General features: G+C 35.8%; 19 protein-coding genes. 7 read left to right on the forward strand and 12 right to left on the reverse strand.

The window, feature by feature from the left end; translation table 11 throughout:
- Positions 1 to 176 precede the first annotated feature (176 nt).
- From H6F62_RS05450 to H6F62_RS05475, 6 genes are all read right to left on the reverse strand, one after another.
- Positions 177 to 1,346 (reverse strand): IscS subfamily cysteine desulfurase, encoded by a 1,170-nt coding sequence (locus H6F62_RS05450; protein ID WP_137907953.1) that lies wholly within the window; start codon positions 1,344 to 1,346, stop codon positions 177 to 179.
- A 13-nt stretch (positions 1,347 to 1,359) separates the two neighbouring features.
- Positions 1,360 to 1,986 (reverse strand): restriction endonuclease subunit R, encoded by a 627-nt coding sequence (locus tag H6F62_RS05455; RefSeq protein WP_137907952.1) that lies wholly within the window; start codon positions 1,984 to 1,986, stop codon positions 1,360 to 1,362.
- A 175-nt stretch (positions 1,987 to 2,161) separates the two neighbouring features.
- A complete protein-coding gene (gene bcp / locus H6F62_RS05460; protein WP_137907951.1) occupies positions 2,162 to 2,638 on the reverse strand; it encodes a thioredoxin-dependent thiol peroxidase in 477 nt (158 codons plus the stop codon).
- A 53-nt stretch (positions 2,639 to 2,691) separates the two neighbouring features.
- Entirely contained in the window at positions 2,692 to 3,648 is a 957-nt protein-coding gene (locus H6F62_RS05465; protein WP_137907950.1) for a ribonuclease Z, read from the reverse strand.
- 128 nt (positions 3,649 to 3,776) lie between these two features.
- On the reverse strand, positions 3,777 to 4,493 hold the full coding sequence (locus H6F62_RS05470; protein ID WP_137907949.1) for a sensor histidine kinase: 717 nt from the start codon (positions 4,491 to 4,493) through the stop codon (positions 3,777 to 3,779).
- A 249-nt stretch (positions 4,494 to 4,742) separates the two neighbouring features.
- Entirely contained in the window at positions 4,743 to 5,420 is a 678-nt protein-coding gene (locus H6F62_RS05475) for a response regulator transcription factor (RefSeq protein ID WP_137907948.1), read from the reverse strand.
- Positions 5,421 to 6,230: 810 nt separating this feature from the next.
- On the opposite strand from H6F62_RS05475, the gene H6F62_RS05480 reads away from it, so the two are divergent.
- Complete coding sequence (locus tag H6F62_RS05480) at positions 6,231 to 7,022, forward strand: YdcF family protein (protein WP_190371523.1); 792 nt, start codon at positions 6,231 to 6,233, stop codon at positions 7,020 to 7,022.
- Between the two features lie 24 nt (positions 7,023 to 7,046).
- Entirely contained in the window at positions 7,047 to 7,268 is a 222-nt protein-coding gene (locus H6F62_RS05485) for a hypothetical protein (RefSeq protein ID WP_190371524.1), read from the forward strand.
- A gap of 8 nt (positions 7,269 to 7,276) precedes the next feature.
- Here H6F62_RS05485 and H6F62_RS05490 read toward each other — a convergent pair whose 3' ends face one another.
- Together H6F62_RS05490 and H6F62_RS05495 are read right to left on the reverse strand one after the other, a co-directional pair.
- A complete protein-coding gene (locus tag H6F62_RS05490; protein ID WP_137907945.1) occupies positions 7,277 to 7,498 on the reverse strand; it encodes a ferredoxin-thioredoxin reductase variable chain in 222 nt (73 codons plus the stop codon).
- 391 nt (positions 7,499 to 7,889) lie between these two features.
- Positions 7,890 to 8,276, reverse strand: coding sequence for a Fur family transcriptional regulator (locus H6F62_RS05495; protein WP_137907944.1), 387 nt, complete (start codon positions 8,274 to 8,276; stop codon positions 7,890 to 7,892).
- Positions 8,277 to 8,411: 135 nt separating this feature from the next.
- On the opposite strand from H6F62_RS05495, the gene purS reads away from it, so the two are divergent.
- The 5 genes from purS to H6F62_RS05520 all read left to right on the forward strand — a co-directional run bounded on the left by purS (position 8,412) and on the right by H6F62_RS05520 (position 16,432).
- Complete coding sequence (gene purS, locus H6F62_RS05500; protein WP_028083786.1) at positions 8,412 to 8,690, forward strand: phosphoribosylformylglycinamidine synthase subunit PurS; 279 nt, start codon at positions 8,412 to 8,414, stop codon at positions 8,688 to 8,690.
- Between the two features lie 56 nt (positions 8,691 to 8,746).
- A complete protein-coding gene (gene purQ, locus H6F62_RS05505) occupies positions 8,747 to 9,418 on the forward strand; it encodes a phosphoribosylformylglycinamidine synthase subunit PurQ (RefSeq protein WP_137907943.1) in 672 nt (223 codons plus the stop codon).
- A gap of 120 nt (positions 9,419 to 9,538) precedes the next feature.
- Positions 9,539 to 12,598: a hypothetical protein gene (locus H6F62_RS05510; RefSeq protein WP_137907942.1), complete on the forward strand. Its 3,060-nt coding sequence runs from the start codon at positions 9,539 to 9,541 to the stop codon at positions 12,596 to 12,598.
- Positions 12,599 to 12,638: 40 nt separating this feature from the next.
- A complete protein-coding gene (locus H6F62_RS05515; RefSeq protein ID WP_190371525.1) occupies positions 12,639 to 16,244 on the forward strand; it encodes a helicase-related protein in 3,606 nt (1,201 codons plus the stop codon).
- A 47-nt stretch (positions 16,245 to 16,291) separates the two neighbouring features.
- Entirely contained in the window at positions 16,292 to 16,432 is a 141-nt protein-coding gene (locus H6F62_RS05520; RefSeq protein WP_190371526.1) for a hypothetical protein, read from the forward strand.
- A gap of 2 nt (positions 16,433 to 16,434) precedes the next feature.
- Here the strand turns inward: H6F62_RS05520 and trpE are convergent, their stop codons facing one another.
- From trpE to metH, 4 genes are all read right to left on the reverse strand, one after another.
- Entirely contained in the window at positions 16,435 to 17,946 is a 1,512-nt protein-coding gene (gene trpE / locus H6F62_RS05525) for an anthranilate synthase component I (RefSeq protein WP_190371527.1), read from the reverse strand.
- Between the two features lie 109 nt (positions 17,947 to 18,055).
- Positions 18,056 to 18,475 carry a photosystem I reaction center subunit II PsaD gene (locus tag H6F62_RS05530; RefSeq protein ID WP_137907939.1) on the reverse strand — a complete coding sequence of 140 codons (420 nt, stop codon included), beginning with the start codon at positions 18,473 to 18,475 and terminating at the stop codon, positions 18,056 to 18,058.
- 133 nt (positions 18,476 to 18,608) lie between these two features.
- Positions 18,609 to 20,585: a DICT sensory domain-containing protein gene (locus H6F62_RS05535; RefSeq protein WP_137907938.1), complete on the reverse strand. Its 1,977-nt coding sequence runs from the start codon at positions 20,583 to 20,585 to the stop codon at positions 18,609 to 18,611.
- A 234-nt stretch (positions 20,586 to 20,819) separates the two neighbouring features.
- Positions 20,820 to 24,365, reverse strand: coding sequence for a methionine synthase (metH, locus tag H6F62_RS05540; RefSeq protein ID WP_190371528.1), 3,546 nt, complete (start codon positions 24,363 to 24,365; stop codon positions 20,820 to 20,822).
- Positions 24,366 to 24,403 lie beyond the last annotated feature (38 nt).

The raw sequence follows: 24,403 nt of genomic DNA on the forward strand, positions 1-24,403 counted from the left end.
CAAGATATAGGAGAACAGGGGAATTTATTTCCCCATTCCTGAAAATTAAGGAAAATAAATGAATATGGAAAAAATTCCAGTTAACCCAGACCAGAATCTTTTCCACAAATTAAAACACAAATCAAAAATTTATTAACCCCCCTTTCCCAACAACTAAATTCAAAAAATAATTGCTTCTAACAACTAACAACTGACGCACTTCTTAAACCTTGCACAGTAGAAATTACCTGTTGGGCAACTTGATCAATTTCCTCAACTGTATTAAATCTGCCAATCCCAAATCGCACCGAAGCATAAGCTAACTTATCTGAATGTCCCAGGGCCTTCAAAACATAGGAAGGGGCAACATTATTAGAAGAACAAGCAGAACCAGAAGATACAGCTACTATTGATTGTAAACCTAAAGAAAGTGCAGCACCATCTACACCTTCAACACTAATATTTAAGTTTCCTGCTAATCGTTTTTGAGGATGTCCATTTAAGTAAATTCCTCCGACATTAGATAACTGTTTCCACAATCTTTCTCTTAATTCTATTAATCGTTGATTTTCTGTTTCCTGTTCGGCTATTGCAATTTCTACAGCTTGACCAAAACCGACAATTTGCGGTGTATATAAAGTCCCCGAACGCATTCCTCTTTCATGTCCTCCCCCATGTTGTTGAGAAGCAAGTTTAACTCTTGGGTTACGTCTGCGAACATATAAAGCCCCAATTCCCTTTGGTCCATAAACTTTATGGGCTGTGAGAGACATTAAATCAATATTCATTTCTTCCACATCTAAAGGTATTTTACCAATAGCTTGGGCTGCGTCTGTGTGCAAAATAATTTGCCGTTGACGACACATTTCCCCAATTTCAGCGATTGGTTGTAAAACCCCAATCTCATTATTGGCAGCCATTACAGATACTAAAATTGTATCATCACGCAAAGCTTTTTCTAACTGATTTAAGTCAATTAATCCATCTTTTTCTACTGGTAAAACGGTGAGATTAAAACCCAGATTTTTTAAATATTCACAAGGATCTAAAACGGCTTTATGTTCCGTGGCAATAGTTACAATATGTTGACCTTTTTGGAAATAAGCTTCAGCAATACCCTTAATAGCTAAATTATTCGCTTCCGTTGCACCACTGGTAAAAACAATTTCCTCTGGAGTTGCGTTAATTGCTGCTGCTAAAATTTCCCGTGTTTGTTTAACAGCAGCTTCTGATTCCCAACCGTAAATATGGCTAATACTAGCCGCATTTCCAAACTTTTCTGTAAAGTAGGGAATCATAGCAGCCATTACCCGTTCATCAACCGGGGTAGTAGCATGACAATCGAGGTAGATAGGACGACTGGACATAATTAATTCACAGTTAATTCAAAATTTGACCTAGTTTTTTTAAGATTTGGAAAACTTGATAAAGTTCGTTTTCTCGACGATACAAAGTGAATTTGTCTGATAAAGCATATCTAGCTTGATCTTTTTGCATAAGTTTGATAAATTGAAAATCTTCTCCATTGATTACTAATGAATATACAGGATAATCAGGATCAGGATTAGCCAGCATATAAGTAAGTGCTTGGGGTATGGCTTCTGCAAGAGAAAAAGCAGTTCTTTTAGATTCAATTACCAATAACCATAATTGTTGTTGGATAACTAAAACATCAATTTTACCTCTGATAACTTCGTCTTCATTTTCGACCGCAATTTCTATTGATGATTCACTTCTAATCAGGAAAGGTTCATCATAAAATCCAGCTAAACTGAGTAAGGGAGATAAAACTACTAACTTTACTGTTTCTTCCGATAAAGGAGGATATTTCACTAATCGGAGAAAATGCAATTTTACTTTGTCTAGATATTGTTTTTCTAAATCAGAGATTTCTGGTAAATTTTCCCACCATTCAGGAAAAAATGCGGCATTGTCGCTTTGTTCTAGACTAAACCTTGCTTCTAAATAGGCAATGCCTATATTTCGCGCTTGGATGAATTGAACCATAATACAAAGAATATAATTGATATTCCTATTGTATAAGGTGGGAATGGTTATATTATTTCATTAACATAATTCAGTAAAGTAAAGTTTAAATTAATTAACATTTGGAAAATCAAATGTCTAACGGTGAGAAATCACAGCTATATCAACAAAATCCGACGAATCAGACCATAAAACTTTAAATAGCTGCTAATTCCTTAATTTTTTTGAGTACAGATTCAGCATGACCTTTTGTTTTGACATTAGGCCAAACGTAAGCGATAATTTTATCAGGTGAAATTAGGAAAGTTGAACGGGCAACTCCCATATATTCTTTACCCATAAACTTCTTTAAACGCCATGCACCATAAGCTTCTATTAATTGATGTTCAGGATCAGTTAATAGGGTAATTGATAAATTGTGTTTGTCTATAAATTTACAATGAGATGCGGCAGAATCTGGACTAACACCGATGATTTTTGCCCCCGCTGCGGTAAATTTAGAGGATAATTCTGTAAAGTCTTGTGCTTCGGTGGTGCAGCCCGGTGTATTATCTTTAGGATAAAAATAGAGAACTATCCACTGATTTATATCAGCAAGATTGACTAGATGATTATTTTGGTCTGGGGTAGAAAAATCCGGTGCAGGTTGTCCAATTTGGGGAATATTGCTCATAATTAGTCTAGGAAAAATTAGGGATAATTGAAAATTATTGAATAATAGGGAAATTATTCACTGACATTTAAATCAATTTCTCGTCTACGAGGGACATCATAAACCATAAAATCATGAGCCATAATTGTTTTAGGAAAAATCGCCCTTGCTTCTTTTAGTAAGTCTTTTAATTCAATGCTATTTCCTGGAGCATAACGCGGACTAAAATGAGTCATAATTAGTTTATGAACTCCCGCACCATAAGCTGTTTGTGCAGCCATTGTAGTTGTAGAATGTAGTCTTTGAAATGCCATGTCTGAATCTTGATGGGCAAAGGTAGCTTCGTGAATTAATACATCTGCATCAATAGCTAGTTGCACTGCACCCTCACAATAAACTGTATCTGTACAATAGGCAATTTTTCGTCCAATTTCTATGGGTCCACATAGTTCACTACCATTAATTACTCTTCCGTCCTCTAGTGTAACTGTTTCACCGCGTTTAAGTTTACCATATATTGGACCAGAAGGAATTTCTAAGGCCTTGGCTTTGTCTATATCAAAGCGTCCGGTTCTATCTTTTTCTGCTACCCGGTAGCCAAAGGCGGGGATACGGTGATGTAAAAGACCACAAGTAACAGTAAATTCCTCATCCTCATAAATTACCCCTGGTTGAACAGTATGCACTTTAATGGGGTAAGAAAAGTGAGTGTGGGAGTAACGGGAAGCAGCTTGCAAATACTCGTTTAAGCCCGATGGACCATAGATATCAATTTTATCCACATTACCGGCTAAACCGCAACTAGCAAGTAATCCCATTAAGCCAAAAATATGATCACCGTGCATATGGGTGACGAAAATCCGGGATAGTTGGCTAATTTTTAACTCACTTCGCAAAATTTGATGCTGAGTTCCCTCTCCACAGTCAAATAACCACAATTCTGCCCGTTGTGGCAACCTCAGCGCCACGCTAGAAACATTGCGTGATTTTGTAGGTACACCAGAACTCGTCCCTAAGAATGTAATTTGCACGGCGTTTTTTAGCTTTCCTTTTGCTCAATATAGTTCTTAATTATCTATCTTGGCACAGTATTGGCAAGGTTAGCTATTGGAAAAATCAAAACATCAATATTTTCTAATTTTTCTAATTTTAGCAATGTTTATTGCCACCAAAAAGAACTTGGTAAAGGCCAAGATAACTCACAAAGAGTACCTTGAGGATAAAGAGAAACCCGTCTAAATTTACCTTTAAGTTGTTGTGCTAATTTTTTAAATTGTTTTGTTCCCCAACCTTCTCTTGATGAATAAGTTCCTAAACCATTATCCATAATGCTGAGGGTGTAACGTCCTTGAGATACAGAATAACTAACTTGTAAACAGGTGATTTCTGTGGCGTGTTTACCAACATTACACAAGGCTTCTTCTAAAAATCGGCAAAGTCCTCGCTTATTTTGAATACTTAAATTACTGTCATGGATAGGTTCAAAATTGTGCATTTTTAGTTTCAGGGTTTTAAAGCAGGGAAAATCTCTATCTAAGGTGTAGCTATAAACTTGATAGAGAATTTCATGTAAAGGGTTTCGCAAATCTATGACTAGATTATTTCCTAGATAAAGGCTGGTATCCTGGGTAAGACTTTCTTGTTGCCAAAATTCATACATTCCTCGTAATTCTTGATTTAATTCTTCAAGTTCTGTTTCTATTAAAGGTAGTAATTTATTAACTGGTAAATCTTGACCTTTGACTATTTTTAAAACTTTAGCTAAACTTTGTAATGGTCCATTATGAATAGTTTCTATTTTTAGTTCAATTAGATTTTGACGAACTTTAACTATGGACTTCAACGCTTTGTTGTAATAAGATAAAGCTATAAGCATAATGCAATTTATAACTAGAATAAACATTGCTGAAATCAGAGAACCTGAGGAATCCCAAATTAAAAAAAAATAGCTAATGAACTCTAAACTAAAAATAGTAATGATAATTCCTGCTAACTTTCCTCCAGAAACAAAACAAAGTTTTTTTGGGAATTTTTTAAACATTTGGGTTTGCATAAGCTGATCTTCCAGTATTAATAACTTAATTATGGAAAACACCTGATTAATTTTACTAACTTTATTTATTAGTTAATCAATTAATCCTTCCGCTCTAGCTTTGATTTCTGTTTGAATACGGATGTTTTTACCTTCTTCTGGGTAAATGCTTAAAGCGTCTTGTAACTTACTCCAATAATGGCGTACCATACGTTCAGATATACACATATTTTTAGCAATTACTTTATCTTGTAATCCTTGTTCAAAAGCTAAATTCAGCACTTGCAACCACTCTGGTTTTATCTCTAACCCTGAGTGTATTCCTTTAATATCTTTTGTGTGAGTTAATCCCTGTAATGCCCAATCAACTCTAGTTAACATTTCTGCGGTAGAAAGACTTTTATCAGCGACAGTAAAGCCTCCTTGATGATTATCAATATAAGGACGAATACGCACTAGTGTTTTCACGTGAGCGCTTTGAACAACAAGATTTAGATGAGAATAATTTTCCATCAAAACTTTCAGAAATTGAATACCTGTATCAACTCGCGCTGTCATTTCTAATTTTTCAGGTATGGAAAGATCCATAACTAGCAAATCAGGTTGAAAAATAGCAATTTCCTCTAAAGCATGACTAGCATTTGTAGCAATATTAAGTTCAGCACTAGGATAGTTTTTTCGTAGTATTTCAACTGTTCCATTTAAAACTGATTCGTGATCATCAATGACCATAAATTTTAAACTTGATTTTTTTGATAAAACTTGTTTCATATCTAATCATTGTCTCCATATTTACACACTTAACAAATTTCGATTGCTATCTACTACTATCAATTGCTTTTTACTAGATTCTATTACCTATAAATGATTTACTATGGGGGGTATGACCCCTCACCCCACAAAAAAATCTTGAAAAATGCTAAGATTACCAGATATATTTATGACAATAAAGATTATCTCTATTTAACAATAGATTAGTCTTAATAACAGTTTTGACAGATATAGTATCTGGTGCTATGCAAGCTATTAAGTAATTAGATTGTGATCAATAAATTTAACTATATGAAGAAACGTAAACCACATAAAACCATCACTAAAACTGTGATTCCTGTTCTTAATATTTCCTTGTATACAAAGAAGAATTTATGGGAAACTGTTGTAAAATCATAATCGCTGATATATTTTATCCATCAAGTAAAACCTGTTCTCATTGTGGACACAAAAAAGAACATCTTTCTTGATCTGAAAAAACTTATCACGGTGAAAACTGTGGTTTTGAAATGGCTGTAGCTATAAATACAGAAATTAACCTATCGCGTTTGGCTACAGCGTGTAAGTCTACTGTAGCTTCCCTAAGGGTGGGACACATCCCAAACACTCCTGTTGAAGTAGAAAGTAAAGTCTGGTTTTGTTTAGGTTTTATATAGCAGTCTCATAACAAGAGTCGTCTCAAGACGACTGGAAAACGCTTTTAGTCCACTTTAGTGGACTTGAACTATTAGACTGGGAATTCATTCCCAGGCGGGTTAGGATACTAATTGATCACTAAGTTTCCGCTATAATGAAACCAAGAGAGTAAATATGTTTTTATATTTGTCTAAACTATTACCACTATTTTTTTACCCTTTGGGATTAGCTAGTGTGAGTTTAATTGTAGCTTTGGTGACTTTGCGGAAACGTCCCCGCATTGCGACTATAGCCATTTCTCTATCTTTAGCTATCTTACTGCTCTGCGGTAATGCTTGGGTGGCAAAATACATGGTACGCAGTCTAGAATGGCAAAATATCCCCTCCTCCCAAGTTCCCAAGGCTGAAGCTATATTGGTCTTGGGTGGAGGAACTAAATCAGCAACTTGGCCGCGTCCAACGGTAGATTTAAGTGAAGCTGGCGATCGCATTATTTATGCTGCTCAACTCTATTTTCAGAAAAAAGCCCCTATAATTATCCTCAGCGCGGGTCGTATTGACTGGCGTGGTAGTGGTTCTCCAGAATCAGCAGATATGGCAACTATTCTTACATCTATTGGTGTCCCCTCTGAGGTAATTATCCAAGAGCCAGATTCTCTGAATACATATCAAAATGCGGTTAATGTCCGTAAAATATTAGCAGAGCGTCAGATTAAAAAGGTATTATTAATAACCTCTGCAATGCACACTCCACGAGCTTTGAAAATTTTTCACCGTCAAGGTATTGATGTCATTCCCACACCCACGGACTTTCTTGTTAGTCAAGATGATTTACAAGAATTTACTAGCACACCCAAATCTGCTATTCTCAAATTATTACCAGATACTGATAATTTGCACGAATTTACAGTTGCTTTCAAAGAGTATCTGGGTATTTTTATTTATTGGCTACGCGGCTGGATTTAATAATTACCTATCCCCCATTACCTTATGAGTAAAGAATTACCACACATTTTTCCCTCCCCTCAACCCGAAGTTGAGGAAATATTTGCTGTTCATCAAACAGCGCGGGAATTTTATTATGAAGTTAATACCCGTTCTGACTTTAAAAAGCATTGTGAATGGTATTATCTAACCGCAAACCAAAACCGTCAAGACTTAGCTAAGATGCGCGGCGAACTAGATATTATGGCCTGGTTTTGTCGCCGCTAATTGGTGACTTAGATAATTTCTAGTTCAGCATCGCGTAAATGAGCTTTGAATTTTTTACTAAACTGCACCAAAATTGGGAAGTTAGCACTGACAGGTCTCCCATTCCATTGGGTGACAATGGCGGCTACTTCCCCTTCTGTACCCCGGATATCAACGGACTGACCTTTATGTTCAGGATGATGATAAACCACTACTGATTCTTTAACACGCACGCGATCGCCTACTTTCATAGTATCATTTATTTGTATCTAACTTTTGTTTTTCCACAACCATCTCCATAGCTATCTTGGCTGAATTTACTTTTCAGCTATAGATGACTAAGACAAATCCACCATGATTTCATAACAAATCTAATTTTACAACACATTCAGTTATTATTCTCATTTTGAACAAAATTACCCCAGATTTGTATTTGAGTCTGGGTTTTGTCAGTTCTTAACCTGAAATATTTGTAGTGCTTGATAATATAAAGCTTAAATCAAGTTAATTCCTCCTTAGGTATATCATTATCTACGGATGTTTATAGCTAAATTCAGAATATGTAATGTAAGTTATGGTATCCAAATAAATCTATTTTACATTCCTTTACACAGTTTGGTTTTTTCATGCCAACTTACTTAGTCAAGTTTTTCCTTGACATTTGTTACACAGTCCAAAAAACTCTAGGGTGTGATAAAAAACTTTAAATTGATGACTGGTTTGCAATTGTCTTTCTAGTTCGTGGACAGGACATTGATGAATGGGTATGGAAATACCGCATTGTAAGCAAGTTAGGTAATGTTTATCCTGTTGTACTAAGCTATAAATGGCTTCACCATTTGCCAAAGTTCGCGCCTGTACTAAGCCTTCTAGTTTCAGAGCTTCTAGGGAACGGTAAACGGTTGCTAAACCTATACTTTGATGATCGTTACGTAATTCTACGTAAATATCCTGAGCGGAAATGCTGTGTTTAATATTTTTTAACAGGTTTAAAATCCTTTCTTGACTACGGGTGCGAATGTTTCTCATGGGTATTTATAAATTTGTATCTATAGTAGGGGTAATTGATGAATTACCCCTACATTGCTAAATCCTAATTATATTTTCACTCAGTTGCAACATAAAAGTTATAGTATAGTGATCGCAGCTTTTAGCAAAGGCCTCATGCAAAGAAAATATTTAGCTAAAATTTTTGTTACACTGAGAAATTCAGTATTAGATCCCGCCGGTGTGGCTGTACAATCTGGCCTCACACAAATGGGATATGATAATGTGGAACAGGTGAGAATTGGTAAATACATTGAGTTAATTATTGTCGCACCAGATGAAATGAAAGCGCGTCGAGACTTAAATCAAATTTGTTACGAAATGCTATCAAATCCCGTGATTGAAAATTATCGCTTTGATTTGATTGAAGTCGAATCACAAACGGGAGCATTTTGAAATTTTAATTTGGTAATTATTTCACTAATTATTTCACTACTGACCACTGACTAATTATGAAATTCGGTATTTTAGTTTTTCCAGGTTCTAATTGTGATCGTGATGTCGCCTATGTTACCAGAGAATTGCTAGGGCAACCAACTCGTATGATTTGGCACCAAGAAACAGACATTACTGATGTAGATGTGGTAATTGTTCCTGGTGGCTTTAGTTACGGTGATTATTTACGTTGTGGTGCGATTGCTCGCTTCTCTCCAGTTATGCAGCAAGTGATTGCTCATGCACAACAAGGTAAATTTGTCATCGGTATTTGTAACGGGTTTCAAATATTAACTGAGTCTGGTTTGTTACCTGGGGCATTGACGAGAAATCAAGACCTGCACTTCATTTGCGATCGCTCTCCCCTGAAGGTAGAGCGTAATAATTTACCTTGGACTCATGGTTATACGCAAGGAGAAGTGATAACTTTACCCATTGCCCACGGAGAGGGGCGATTTTACAGTGACGAAACCACTTTAGCAGAAATTGAAACCAACGGGCAAGTTTTATTTCGTTATCAAGAAAATCCCAACGGTTCACTTAACAATATTGCGGGGATTTGCAATCTTCAAGGTAATGTATTAGGAATGATGCCACATCCAGAAAGAGCAGCAGATCAAGTCTTAGGTAATAGCGACGGTTTACGCTTATTTCAGGGTTTGTTGGGGAAGGTAGCAGCTTTGGTGTAACAGATACCCGACCTCTCACCGAAGTCGGGGATTTTTCTTGGTATTATGTATTGACTTGACAAGACTTAAAGGTTTATAATTTAATAAGTGTAATTTTGATGGCGAAACCAGGGGGCATAAATGAATAGAATCATCACAAATTCAGACTTAGCTAATGTTGATTATACTGATTTATTGGACAAGATTTTAAAAGTGTTAAAAGAACAGCAAATCTTTACCATTTCTGAGGATAATCAACGGTTACTAATTGATGTTAATCAAGTAGTTAATGAAGTAATTAAATTAAACCCAACTAATCCATTAGGAAACGAAAGAGCAGTACGCGCTGCTACTCTGAATTTTAGTGCCAATTCCCAAGATTTATTTATTGAGAGAATTAAAGAAATTACTGATTATATTCAGCAACATCTAACAGCAGCAATTCAGAAAAATCCAGCAAATCAATTAATAAATAGATTTCAATTTATTCAACAATTACTAACAGATTTACAGACATTTAAAGGACAATATAATAAACATGAAAAAACCAAAGAAACCCTTTTAAACTTTACCTATCCATTTCTTCCTGCGAAAAATCTCCAAAAACAAAGATTAACAGTCAAGAGAACCGAAAATAGTCCAAATAAACAACTATTAAAAGCACATAAAGTCAAAATTTCTGTAGATAAACCTCGTGATTTTTCTGCAACATTATTAACAGGAATCAATAATTATCTTGATGTCAACTTTGCTGATATAAATTCACAAGATAGAGAAGAACTAGAAGATATTATTGACAACTTAGCCAAAAATCCCAACTCAGATATTTACAGTGTACAAAATCTAGTCAACCAAGAAACATTAGGGAAATTAAAAAAATTAGCTAAAATTAAATATTTAGAATTTCTCCTAGAAAATATTGATGAAAATGCTAGTGATGACAACTTTAAAGGTAAGATATATTTACAGGATTTAATTAGAAGACTGTACTTATTAGAAGACTATATTAACGATAGTAATAAAGCAGATGGAGAATATGAAGTTAATTATGCAGGAAAATCAGTTAATTATCAAAGTATGTTTTCTCGCAGTGAAGCGTATGATATATTACCAATTATTCCCAAGATTGAAGGTTTTTTAGGAGAAACAGAAGATCCTGGTAAAGAGAAAATAGAATTTACCTTTGGGTTAAAGTTGAAATTTGATGGTAAAGTACAAACTTATGGTGGTAGAACAGTTTTTGATTATAACCTGAATCTTTTAAATCCTAAAGAACATCAACAAGCAGTTGGGAATGAATCAGAAAACAGCGGTTTTGCGTATCAAGTCCTGAAGATTGCATTTTTATATTATTTCATATTTGCATCTCGTCAAGATCCTACCGCAGTAGATTATGATCCTCGAAAAGAATTAGAATATGATCCTTTAGCAAAAGTAAATATTATCTTATCAACTTTACAAGGTAATGATGAAGAAGCAAAAAAGAAATTATTAATAAATTTGCGTAAAGGATTTAATGATTATAAAATTCAACATAAAATTGATGTTCTCAAAAAAGTTCTCAGGAATTTAATTAAACGAGAAACTTCATTTCCCAGTGGAAACTATCCTGTACATATTTCCGTAAAAAACAGTATTTTAGAAAATGACATTGATAGGATCAATGACAGAGAAACAATATTTAAAGAAGCATTGAGAAAAAACTTTAAAGACTGTTTAAAATATATCAATGTAGGAAATGCAACCACACAAGCCAACTTACTTATTACACTTCGCGCAAATATCAATATTAGTGAACTTCATTTTTTAGAAACAGAAGATAAAGAAACATTCACAATGGAATATGATATTCCTCGATCTGTGAAAGTTTTACCAGCGATATTTTTAGGGATGCAAGATAAAAGATGTCAAGATTTTTATAACAAAAACTTACAACATCGTAAACTACTAATTTTTCCCCATCGTTTGGAAACTGAAAAACTAGAAAATCATCAACAAATAATTTACAAAATTACCTACAGTTTACTAGCGTATATTTGTCTTCATGTCATTTTAGAAAAACAAACTAAGATATTTATTCCTTTGTTAAGAATACATCTCAAACAAAAAACAGATGAAAATGTGATTATTGAGAAATTTATAGTTTCCTTAACTAAGGTATTATCCCACTTATTTAATGATGGATATCGCAGTAATGAACAGGGAATAGTAATTACTGATAGTCAAAAGCAAATTAACTTTAAAATTCCTAATGTTCTCAGTTCATTATATTCAGTTATTCCCAAAAAATTCATTTTCTCTTCAACTGATAACTGTTCATTTAAGGAACTAGATAAACTTGCAATTATCATAGTTTCCAGTCGAGAAAGTGATAGTAAATGGGGAATAAAAGAGAAAAAATCTAATTTAATGGGAGAAATTCTTACCTTACAAATGGAAGCTAAAAGTGTAAGATTTCAACTTTTTAAAACCTTTTCAGAAAATTTTAATGATCATGAAAATATGTTTGAATATCCTACCGTAATAGTTGATAATGTCAACAAACTTTATCAAAAAGGGTACAGACATTTTGTTTATATAGCAAAAGTTCCCTATAGCAGTACATTACATATTACCCAAACTGTCAAAGATGAAGAATTATTTTTCATGTCCAAAAATGTGATTACCGCATTCATAAAAGACAAACCTGATATTAAAATTTATCCCATGTTTTTTGAAAAATACTATGTTGTGAAAATGAAAAGTAAGGTAACATCTACATCATTATATATTCAAGATACCCTAGAACTGACTAGTTTAGAAGAGGATAGAAATAAACAATCTGTGATATTTTTTAATTTGTTTAATGGTTTACAAGTTGCGAATGATGTAAATTATCATGGAGTGATGTCTTATGCGACATTATTAAATATGTATGATGGGATTTTAGATGATGAAGATATCAGAAAGGGATTAATCTATGATGACGATAATAATAATCAATTAAAAAATGAAATTTTGCAATGTTTAACTTTATTTCATTTTTCTCGCTATGAAAAATCAGGTACTATTCAATTAAAATTAGATCCTTATCAAAATTTAATTGGGGATGAATCAGTAAGTCAAGCTGCGTTATTTTCCCATACTAGTAATAGAGGAAATTTTAACTCCCTGGCATTTTTAACTCACATTAAGGAAATATTAAATAAACCAAATGAATAAAAAAGCGTAATGTACACAATTATTGACCAAAGGTAAAATCATGACAGCAAAAATAGGAGATAATTTAGGAAGGTTATTTGAAGTAGGATTTAATATTGGTATTTTATCCTATATTCAACAAAATAATATTTATCATCATTTTGGTAATTTATACCGTGAAGAATTAGAACATCTGAAATTTTCTCAAATCAAAAAACTTATTACTAATAAAGTTGTTAATGAAATATCACGAAAAATAGCAGAAAATTGGTGTCAATTTTTCCTCCAAAAAGGGTTTTTATGTGGTTTAAACTTTTTTAGGGAATATCTGAAATCTCTGGGATGTGATGAAAAGCAGAAATTCAAAAATTTAGAAATTTTATATTATCAATGTTGCTTTAATGGTGATAATAGTATTGGTACTCATCAAGTTAGTGATCAACAATGGTTTAAAAATGTTCTGTCTCAATTTGGAAATTTAGAAATTACTGCTAAGGATATCAATTTCTATAAAGAAAAAGGTGAATTTCTAAATGCTGATACTTTAGTTTTCTTAAAATATAAACGTCAATATCGGGTTTTATGTCTTGACTTATCAGTATTTTCTATTCACACAGATGAAGATATGGAAGATATTGACTATGTGCAAATTATTCGAGAATTATTACTCAGAGATGTGAATTATATTCGTTTTAAAAGTGTATTTTCTAATTTACGCATTGATACAGAATCTTTAAATCTTGATTTTTCTCCCAGTTTAAAAGAGTATTTTACTGCTTTTAAATACCATGATAAAGAAAGTGCGAAATTAATTCAAGCTGCTGGTTATATTTATAGTTTTTGTCAATTTCTTCAAGAAAATACGATAATTCCAGATATATCCAGATTAGTATGTAATGCTGTAGGATATAGCGATCGCTCATTTAATACTATCTCAATTACAGCACAAAACCTGCAAATTTTTCAAACTTGTTATCAAATCTATACAAAAGAAAATAGAACAGAAGAACTTATTTCCGCACGTCGTCGAGTTTTAGATAAAATTAAACGTAACGCTTTCTATAGTTTTCAGGAAGGAAGACAACTAGTTAAATCACTTTTAGAAATTACTCCCGATAAAATTAACATTTTACCACCACATACAGAAACAATCACAGATTTTTATAACTCCGTTGCTAAGGTACCTCCAGAACTAATTACTAGTTTAAATTTAACCGAAAATTGCAACTTTAGACAAGCACATAACCAACTAATTAAAAAGTATTTACTTTCCGAAAATACCTACATCTTCCTCACAGGAAACCCAGGAATTGGAAAAACCACCGCAATAGTAGATTTTCTCAAACAACATCAAGATGATGGTTTTTTATTATTCTATGTCAGTCCTCGGAAACAAGTCAATTTAGATATTATTGAAAAATTCAAAGATAAACACACAGGAAAATTAGCTGATGATAGAATTTTTGCTATTAACAGTGATAGTAATTTGATTAAAGATAATTCTGGTGAATATTCTGTATCATATACATCTAATATCCACGAAAATGATTTTACTTTAGGGACAGTTCATTTTCTCAACATGGAAAATATTCAAAGAACCTCAAAACGAAAAAATAGACTAGAACATATTACCGATGATACCTTTCAAGATATTGGACAAAAAACTAAAGGAGTTTTAAATAGTGTTTGTGAAGGTTTATATTATCTAATTAAGAGTGAAAAACATAATCAAATTATTGCAACTGCTTCTACTCAGTCCTTGAAAAAAACCGACTATGGAGATACTTTAAAACATTTAGAAAAAATCTTTCGTGACGCATATAACAGTAAAAATAATACGGTTTTTCCTGAGAAAATGCAGAATATTTCTCGTCGGATGAAACATCTATTTATTATGATAGATGAAATTACTGGGGATGAAGGAGGAGTAGAATTTTTAGCAGGCATTCACAAAATAGTTAAAGACTATAAACTCACACATCCTGAAAATGGTTTCAATACTAAAATCATTGTTGCTGATGCTTCTATTGTGGATAAAAATGTGATTTGTCAACATTTAGAAGACAGTACCCCCGAACCAAATAAAATCTTTTTTCGCAAAACAGAGTCAAATATTCAACCTTTATCTGTGGAGTCTTTTACATTTAATAATTTACCATCTATCATCATTAATACTAATACCTATCCTGCAAAAAGTTTAACTATCAATTATCAAATCATTATTGAATCTCGTAAATTTATCAATAAAACCAAACTCAAAGATAAATCTCCGTTAGAGGAAAAAGTCAAAGAACAAATTATTAAAGATATTGAAACTTTATTCCGAAATTCTGAAATAGAACAAATTATAGTTTACATCCAAAATAAACCCAAATTAGCGGAAATAATTGATAAAATTCAACAAAAATTAAAACCAGAGAACTTTGTTAAAAATACCCATTATTTAGAAATACACGCGAATATTTCTGAACAAGAAAAACAGGAAATTAAACAATATCAAGAAAAAGTCAAAGTTGTATTTATGACTGCTTCAGGAAGTCGTGGTTTATCATTTCCTAAAGCAACCCACATTTTAGTAGAAATTCCTAAGTTTGAAATTGAAAAAAACCTCATGGAAATTATTCAAGTTATGTACCGAGGACGGGGAAATGATATCATAGACAATCAAGATAAATATCTAAATTTCTATTTAGCTGAACGTGCAACTTATCATGAAGATGAACCGCAAATTTCTGTACAAGAAAGTGCTTTAAGTTTATTAAATATTCTCTTAATTCTCAAAGCATCTATGATGACGAGAATCCAAGGTTATGGTATGATTGGAAGAAAAGAATATATTTTAATTCCTATTGGGGGAAAGTCGGTTTTTGCTGCGGGAGAAAGTTTTTCTAGTCAAATTGAAAATCTCATTTCTCAACTGAAAAAGGAATATCAAAGAAATAAAAGTCATGTATCTTTAAAACAAGCATATACCAGTTTAGAATCATTAATGAAAGATGGTGATTTTGTAGTAGAAAAAAATACAGAAGCAAGTTATTTAACTATTAGGGAAAGTTTTAATAACAACTTTTTAGAACTTGCAAAAACTTTTGATAAATTACTAGATTTTAAACCTTTGGAATTAGGTTATATTAGTGGAGGTTTATTAATAGTACCTACTAAAGACATTGAAGAGTATTATCAAATGCGGTTATTAGATATTGAGAAATATGCTAATTCTCAATTATGGGAAAATTTGCAAAATATTAGTAGAAGTAAGATTTATCCCGAAAGTTTGACTTATGCAGTGAGAGATGCTATAGAATTAGTAGCAAGATTGAGAAATGCACCTCCAAAAACTCAGAATTTCGTTCAGAAAAGTCAACATCATGATCAATATTATGCTTTACCATTATTTGCGTTTATTAGTGGTAAAGTGATGAAAGAATATTTTGAAAACGAAACTCAAGAACCAGAAGATCAACGTTTTAAAGATATTTTATCTACCTATGTTCGCTTATTATATCCTGTGGGAAACATTTTACCAATAGGTCATAATTATCAAGAATTTCCATTTGTTGTGTTTAGAAGTTATAGTTTACAAGAAATCAGAAATAAAGTTTTTACAGAAAAGTACCTGTTAAATTCCCATGAATTAAACGTTCTTAATTTAATTCTTTCCCTCTAACCTCAATTAATCAAGAAAATAGTTTCACGGTTTAAGAGTAAGAAGTATTGACAAGCATCGAAAAATCTGGTATGCTAGATACCGACGAGGAAGAACTATCCTCGTTGTATAAGCACGACAAAACTGGACAAGACGAATTAGGAACTGCTCTCGGTGTCTCCGCGAGAGAAAAAATGATTAAACAATAAACTCATCGTAAACAACGAATGGCTTCCAACATCCCCCTCGCTTTATTCAGAGTTTCCTCATATTCCCTTTCCGGTTCTGAGTCAGCTACCAAACCCGCACCCGCTTGGACAGTTACAGTCTGATTATGTAATACCATAGTTCTAATAGCGATCGCAGTATTCAATTGTCCTTCAAAATCATAATAGCCATATACACCAGAATATACACCTCTGCGACTCGGTTCTAACTGATTAATAATTTCCATAGCGCGGATTTTGGGCGCACCGCTGACAGTTCCCGCAGGAAAACACGCTTTAAGTAAATCCCAGGCGGTTTTACCAGGTGCTAACTTACCCACCACATTACTGACAATGTGCATCACATGAGAGTAGCGTTCAATGATCATTAATTCATCAACTTTCACACTACCGCTGCTGCATACCCGCCCTAAATCATTGCGTCCTAAATCTATTAACATCACGTGTTCGGCGATTTCCTTGGGGTCTTGAAGTAAATCTTCCGCAAAGGTCGCATCTTCTTGGCTATTCTTCCCTCTAGGTCGAGTTCCCGCAATGGGTCGCACTGTAGCGATAATTTCTCCTTGATCATCGCGTTCAGCTTTCACCATGATTTCGGGACTAGAACCGATAATTTGCCAGTTCTGGAAGTTAAAATAGGCCATGTAAGGTGAGGGATTGATTTGACGTAAAGAACGATACAAAGCAAAGGGATCACCTGTATATTCTGTGGATAAGCGTTGAGAAATGACTACTTGAAAAATATCACCAGCTTTAATATATGCTTTCGCTTTTTCCACACTAGCGCAAAATTCTGGGCGGGTAAAGTTACTGCTATATTCCTCTATTCCCCCTTTACCCCTGTTTCTAGGTGCTGTCCAGGATAATTTGGTCTTTTCAGGTGATAGAGGTAAAGATAGCTTTCTGACCATTTCCTGAATGCGATCGCTCGCCTCTTGATATGCTACCTTTACATCAATTGAATTACGTAAATCTGCGTAGGCGATCGCCCAAATTTTCCGTTTTACCTGGTCAAAAATCAATAACTGATCGACCTGCATCCATAATCCATCAGGGATATTTCGCTCATCTTGGGCATGAATTGGTACACGCTGCTCAATCCAATTTATTAATTCATAACCCCAAAACCCAAATAAACCGCCAATTCCTGAAGGTAGCTCCGGTAATTTTACTGGTTGATAAGGTGCTAAACATTCAGATAAAACTGCAAACGGATCACCTATAAAAACTTGTTGAGAACCATCTCGATGTATTTGCGTAGTTTGATCACCCCTTGCTTCCAAAATCCACAAAGGATCACAACCCAATAAACTATAACGTCCTAACTTTTCCCCACCTTCCACCGATTCCAGCAAAAAGCTATAAGGTTGATCCGCACATACTTTATACCAAGCAGATACAGGCGTATCTAAGTCGGCTATCCATTCCTGATACAAGGGGACAAAATTACCTTGGCTAGTAAGCTTCTGAAACTGCTCGAAATCGGGGAATATCATAAATAAATAATTAGAAATTAACAATTAAAAATTCGCCAACAAGTTTTTTGTCATGGGTAAGGGGGCAAAGTTTTCTCCCCATTACCCATTACCTATCACCTACTCACGATTAAACATCGTGAGTAGCTTTACCGCTGAACTTGATTTGTGCGGGATTGGGGTTTTGACCGATTCTGCGGGGTACGTGACGAACCATAGAACGTCCAGCATTTACCTTTTCAGGGAAGACACCATCAGCAGGGTGAATCATAGTGGTTTCGCCACTTGGTAAAATGCGGTAAACCTTGTAATCGGTGATTTTGAACTTGCGAAGTTGCGCGCCTAAAGCAATACCGTACTCTTTGCGAGCAATGTAAAGTAGGTTTTCGCCTTTAACCATCTTAGCCGCGCCACCAGTGGGCATTTCAAACACTTGCTCTTTGGGGCTAGTCCAGGTGATAGCGTACTTTTCTTCTACTTCGGCTTTTGTGAGTAGACCACCAGTGCTGCCACCAAAGATTGGGGTTTTGCCAGTCAGAGTTGCCATAATCTATCTCTTGTAGGTTTTTAGGGCATACTAACATCGGATCTCGACTTATGTTGCGATCGCGTTATAGACTGTAACAGTTTTTAGTAATTAGCAATTAATTCAGTGGATAACTTATTTGCCTCTTACCTCTTCCCTAGCTACCCTGGACAATGGGAATTGTAAAATGTAAGTGACTACCTTGGTCTTTACCTGCGGACTGAGCCCAAATTTTTCCGCCCCAGCCATTGACAATTTGCCGACAAATTGCTAAACCCAATCCAGTTCCACCTGTCGTCCGCCGCAATGCCCCTTCCTCCTGGTAAAAGCGGTCAAAAACGATTTCTAGACAATTTGGTTCAATTCCCCTCCCTGTATCCGATATGATGACTTCTAGAGTCTCCTGAACACTGCTAATGGCTTTAATAGTAATCTTCCCTGAAACCGGAGTAAATTTACAAGCATTATCTATAAGTTTGGCTAATACTTCCACCAACCAATCACCATCAGCCCTCACTAAAGGTAAGTTTTGGGGAATTTGGATTTTAATTTGCGGTAGCTGTTCTTGGTTAGAGCGCGTCCGTAAGCGACTCAGTGCTAAATCTACACATTCTTGGATGGTTAATGATTCAGGATGCCATTCTACTCGGCCACTTTCTAAGTTAGAAAGGGTTAAAAAGTCTTGTACCAGTTTCCGCATTCTTTCTGAATCAGAAAGTGCTGTATTCAACATCACTTGTTGCAATTCCCGAGGCATATCTGGTTCTGTTGCCAAGCTTTCTAAACAAACTTGAATGGTAGATAGAGGGGTGCGAAGTTCATGGCCAGTAATAGCAATTAAATTTCTCCGGGTTCGGTCTAAAGCTTCTAGTTGTTGGTTGAGTTCTTCTAAATTGGCAAAAGATTCCGCTTGAATCAACGCTGCACCAATTTGAGTCGCTATGGCTTGTACTAAGTCTACTTCCCCTGATTGCCACTCATGGGCAGGAAAATAGCAATGATGTAACTCCACAATTCCCAAAAGTCGTCCTTGATATAATACAGGTTCTATTAACCAAGAACGCACCCCAAAGCGCCGGACAATTTTGGATAAAGTCGGTGATTTCTTGACTTGACTATCTGTTTGCGTATCAACTACACATACTCCCTCCCCCCGCTTTACTATCTGCTGAAATAGAGGATTATGTTGTAACTCCCAACTTTGCCCCAGTACAGATGTGACATCAGAATTTAAAAATTCATGTTCAATTACGGCTTTACCATCTGTGGATTGAGCTCGATAAATTAGACACCGACAGGTTTGTAAGTGTTGACCCAACTCTTGAGCCGCAGCTTCGAGAATTTCCCGTGGATCAAGCGATCGCCTAATTGCTGTACTAATGGAATTTACTAACCTTTCTTTCCGAGCTTGAGCCGCAATTGAACGGTAAGCTTTATGTAGTTTATACTGACTAGCTTGCAGATATGTTACCAACCTTTGCACAAAGGGATCTGTATCAATATCACAAGCATATTCATGGCTAGAATTAACTCCTGACTTGTTTATTAATTCACCAATTCCAAACCGCTGCTTAACTTTATCAACCTTTACCGCTAAATCCGGCCGATAAACCTTAATTCTATCTAATAACAATTGGGCAGCCTTTAGACACGCTCCTTTTTCCGATGTCCAAATTCCCTCAAATCTTCGCGCTGTATCCATATCCAAACTAGGAGTCATCTCTGGGATATGTTGATTTTTGGACAGAGAACCAAGACTTTCACGGCAGATCAAACAGCTAGAATAGTTATCAGCAACTACTACTAAATGCCATTCTTGAGTTAACCCATCATCAGGCTCAAAAGCTATTTTTTCATAGTCATCAGCAGCTTGAGCAAACTCGGTCTCTGGTGCAGATAATACATATATTTGATTACTTTTTTCCCCAAGTCGTTGATAACGATGGGCTTCTTGACGATAGAATCGCTCTTTCTGGAAACTAGCAATGATCAAGGGTTGGTCTAAATTAGCTGCCAAAACCTGATCTTCTATGGCATGGGAGAGCGCCGTTAGTGAAGCCTTAAAATATAACTGGGGTCGCAGATAGGGAAGTGACTTGAGTAAATCACTCAGTATGGAAGTCGAAATGCTCATGAATATATTTAAACGCCCAATCTAGACAAGATTCACGTTACTGGTCAGTGGTCAGTGGTCAGTGGTCAGTGATCATTGGTTAATTAATACCAAAAATGCTAAAATCCTCAAAACAGGCGATCGCGCAAGCAGTTCGCTTTTTGAGTTCCCAACTTGCGGACACCATTTGAAATATAACATAGTCTGTATTAAATCCCCCCTCTATTTCACAATCAAGGGGGTGATTAAGTGGGATTAAGCCGTAAAATACTTCGCTGCTGGGTGATAAGCAATAATCGCCGTTGTAGACTGTTCAGGATAAAGTTGTTCACTTTCATCCATGTACATCTTCATTCTCTCAACCTCCAACAACCGTAACTGCTTAAACTGGTCCTGAATATTCGGACAAGCCGGATAGCCGAAACTATACCGAGAACCTTGATAACGCTGCGCCAGAATATCCCGAATATTATCCGGTTCAGAATCACCAAAACCCAACTCCCGGCGGATTCTAGCGTGAGTCCATTCGGCTAAAGCCTCCGCCACCTGCACGGCAATACCATGAAAATACAAATAATCAGTATATTGATTATTAGCAAACAGCTTTTGAGCAAATTCCGTGGCCACTTCTCCCACAGTCACCGCTTGCATAGGGAAAACATCCACAATTCCCAACTCCTTTGGTGCAAAGAAATCTGCAATACATAACCTATTCAAAGACTTCTGACGCGGAAACTCAAAACTAACTCTTACCTCCGTGTCCTCTGTGCCTCGGTGGTTTGTCGTTTCATAAATCAATAAACTATTCCCCACAGACTGACAAGGAAAATACCCATAAATCACGTGAGGGTGCAATAAATTTTCCTCAATAATTCGCCGTTTCCACTCCTCTAAAACCGGGTAAACTTTATCAGCTAAAAACCCTTGATATTCTTCCTTAGATTGTTCCTTGGGTTTACGGAATTGCCATTGTCCAGCCACCAAAGCTTGCAAATCCAAATACCAAAATAATTCCTCCACAGAAATATCATCAGGTTGTAAAAACTGCGTTCCCCAAAAAGGTGGTTGAGGACGTGCAATATCTACAGCCACAAAATCAGAACGCCGCGTATCAACCTCTTTTTTAATGTCAGTATTATCTATTGTGGGGTGGGAATTTTGCCCACCTTTTTCCTCAACTGATTCATGTCCATTTTCCGCAGCTTCATCCAAAAACCCTTGTAAATCATCCCAATTGCCTCCTATTTTGGCCGGCATTAATTTATCCATAAAATGCAAATCAGAAAAGGCATCCTTACCGTAAATAACCTTACCTTGGTAAGTATTTTGGCAATCTTGATAAACAAACTTAGGAGTTAAAGCCGCACCACCTAAAATCACGGGAACAGTAATACCCTTTTCATTGAAAGTCTGTAAATTCTCCTTCATAAAAGCGGTGGATTTTACTAATAATCCACTCATGGCAATACAATCAGGTTGATACTGTTCGTAAGCTTGAATGATGTTTTCTACAGATTGCTTAATGCCCAGGTTAATCACTTTATAACCATTGTTAGATAAAATGATATCCACCAGGTTTTTACCAATATCATGTACATCACCTTTGACAGTAGCAATTACAAAAGTTCCTTTGGCATTATTACCAGATTCCGACTTTTCCATAAACGGTTCTAAATAAGCAACCGCAGCTTTCATGGTTTCCGCTGATTGTAACACAAAAGGTAATTGCATTTGTCCAGAACCGAACAATTCCCCCACAACTTTCATCCCGTCTAATAAGAAAGTATTGATGATTTCTAGGGGAGGATATTGTTCTAAAGCTTTTGTCAATTGGGTTTCTAAACCAATGCGTTCACCGTCAATAATATGCCGTTTCAAACGTTCTTCAATTGGTAAATTTTCATCAATTCCAGTATTACGTTTAGTTTTGACTCCTGCAAAAATTGTTGTTAATTCTCCTAAAGGATCATAAACGCAGACATTACCATCAAATCTGCGTTCATCGTAAATTAACTGTCGACAAACTTCTTGATGTTGAGGTTCGATTTTAGTAAGTGGTAAAATTTTACTCGCGCTGACAATTGCTGCATCCATGCCCGCATTCATAGCTTCATGCAAAAACATGGAATTTAGTACCATCCGCGCTGCTGGATTTAAGCCAAAGGAAATATTAGAAACACCCAACACGACATGACTCCCGGGCAATTCTTGGCGAATACGACGAATTGATTCTATTGTCGCCTTACCATTTTCCCGATCTTCTTCAATGCCAGTAGAAATAGGTAGAGCTAAAGTATCAAAGAATATTTCTGTAGGAGCAATACCATATTCTACAGCTTGACGGTAAGCACGTTGGGCAATTTGAAATTTTTTGTCCGCAGTCCGGGCCATGCCATCTTCATCAATTGTCCCAATAATTACACCAGCACCGTATTTTTTAGCTAATTCTAGGACTTTCAAAAATCGTGGTTCACCATCTTCGTAATTAGTAGAATTGAGCAAACACTTACCACCAGCGACTTTTAACCCCGCCTCCATTTTTTCCCACTCGGTGGAATCAAGCATTAAAGGTAGTGTAACATTATTAACTATTCTAGAAACCAACTCGTGCATATCACGCACGCCGTCCCGTCCCACATAGTCAACGTTAACATCTAGGATATGTGCGCCTTCTTTGACTTGACTCCGCGCCATTGATACTAAACCATCCCAGTCTTCGGTATTCAGTAAATCACGGCATTTTTTAGAACCACTGGCGTTGAGACGTTCACCAATAATCAAGAAAGAATTATCTTGGTTGTAGGCTTGAGTAGTATAAATTGATGCCACTGCTGGTTCTAAACTCGGCTGTCTAACTTTCGGTTTTAACTCCTTGGCAATTTCCGCCAATTGTTGAATGTGTGCTGGCCGTGTCCCACAGCAACCCCCAATCACTTGGACACCTAAGTCTTCGATAAAGTGCATCAACGACATCCGTAATTCAACGGGTGTTAATCTGTAATGTGCTTGACCACCAACGTTTTCCGGTAAACCCGCATTGGGAATACAAGAAACTACGAATGGGGAATGTTCTGATAAATACTTGATATGTGGTTTCATCAAGTCAGGACCAGTGGCGCAATTTAAGCCCAGAATATCAATGGGGTAAGGTTCTAAAATTGTGAGAACAGCGTTGATTTCTGTACCTACTAGCATTGTCCCCATGCTTTCCATGGTGACAGACACCATTAATGGTCTTCTTTCCCCTTTTTTACCAAAAACTTCCTCAATTCCATTCAATGCAGCTTTAATTTGCAGCACGTCTTGGCAGGTTTCTACCAGGAATAAATCCACACCACCATCAAACAGGGCTTCTGCGTGTTCTGCAAAAGAGGCTTTCATTGTGTCAAAATCAATATGTCCCAAGGTGGGGAGTTTGGTTGTAGGTCCAATAGAACCAGCGACAAATCTAGGTTTTTCGGGGGTGGAAAATTCCGCAGCGACGCTTTTGGCTAGTTCTGCGGCGGTTTTGGTCAGATAATAAGCCTGGTCTGCTAGGTCGTATTCTGCTAGGACTATGGACATAGAACCAAAGGTATCAGTTTCAATGACATCAGCACCAGCCGCCAGAAAATCACGGTGAACTTTGGCGACGGCTTCCGGCTTACTATGAACTAGGTATTCGTTACAACCTTCATATTGCGCACCTCCAAAGTCTTCAGCCGTGAGGTTCTGACTTTGTAGGTTTGTTCCCATAGCACCGTCAAAAACGATAACGGGACGTTCTGGACTATGTAGATGTTTGAGAAAGGGATGGGTCATAATTGTGTTAAAAAAATAGTGTTGGTTTTGTTATCTTA

Source organism: Anabaena sp. FACHB-1391 (assembly GCF_014696755.1).
GTDB lineage: Bacteria > Cyanobacteriota > Cyanobacteriia > Cyanobacteriales > Nostocaceae > Dolichospermum > Dolichospermum planctonicum.

Bases quoted from the DNA above. Each gene is read 5' to 3' on its own strand.
- H6F62_RS05450 (WP_137907953.1), bottom strand. From the start codon at position 1,346: ATGTCCAGTCGTCCTATCTACCTCGATTGTCATGCTACTACCCCGGTT.
- H6F62_RS05455 (WP_137907952.1), bottom strand. From the start codon at position 1,986: ATGGTTCAATTCATCCAAGCGCGAAATATAGGCATTGCCTATTTAGAA.
- bcp (WP_137907951.1), bottom strand. From the start codon at position 2,638: ATGAGCAATATTCCCCAAATTGGACAACCTGCACCGGATTTTTCTACC.
- H6F62_RS05470 (WP_137907949.1), bottom strand. From the start codon at position 4,493: ATGCTTATAGCTTTATCTTATTACAACAAAGCGTTGAAGTCCATAGTT.
- H6F62_RS05475 (WP_137907948.1), bottom strand. From the start codon at position 5,420: ATGAAACAAGTTTTATCAAAAAAATCAAGTTTAAAATTTATGGTCATT.
- H6F62_RS05480 (WP_190371523.1), top strand. From the start codon at position 6,231: ATGTTTTTATATTTGTCTAAACTATTACCACTATTTTTTTACCCTTTG.
- H6F62_RS05485 (WP_190371524.1), top strand. From the start codon at position 7,047: ATGAGTAAAGAATTACCACACATTTTTCCCTCCCCTCAACCCGAAGTT.
- H6F62_RS05490 (WP_137907945.1), bottom strand. From the start codon at position 7,498: ATGAAAGTAGGCGATCGCGTGCGTGTTAAAGAATCAGTAGTGGTTTAT.
- H6F62_RS05495 (WP_137907944.1), bottom strand. From the start codon at position 8,276: ATGAGAAACATTCGCACCCGTAGTCAAGAAAGGATTTTAAACCTGTTA.
- purS (WP_028083786.1), top strand. From the start codon at position 8,412: ATGCAAAGAAAATATTTAGCTAAAATTTTTGTTACACTGAGAAATTCA.
- purQ (WP_137907943.1), top strand. From the start codon at position 8,747: ATGAAATTCGGTATTTTAGTTTTTCCAGGTTCTAATTGTGATCGTGAT.
- H6F62_RS05510 (WP_137907942.1), top strand. From the start codon at position 9,539: ATGAATAGAATCATCACAAATTCAGACTTAGCTAATGTTGATTATACT.
- H6F62_RS05515 (WP_190371525.1), top strand. From the start codon at position 12,639: ATGACAGCAAAAATAGGAGATAATTTAGGAAGGTTATTTGAAGTAGGA.
- trpE (WP_190371527.1), bottom strand. From the start codon at position 17,946: ATGATATTCCCCGATTTCGAGCAGTTTCAGAAGCTTACTAGCCAAGGT.
- H6F62_RS05535 (WP_137907938.1), bottom strand. From the start codon at position 20,585: ATGAGCATTTCGACTTCCATACTGAGTGATTTACTCAAGTCACTTCCC.
- metH (WP_190371528.1), bottom strand. From the start codon at position 24,365: ATGACCCATCCCTTTCTCAAACATCTACATAGTCCAGAACGTCCCGTT.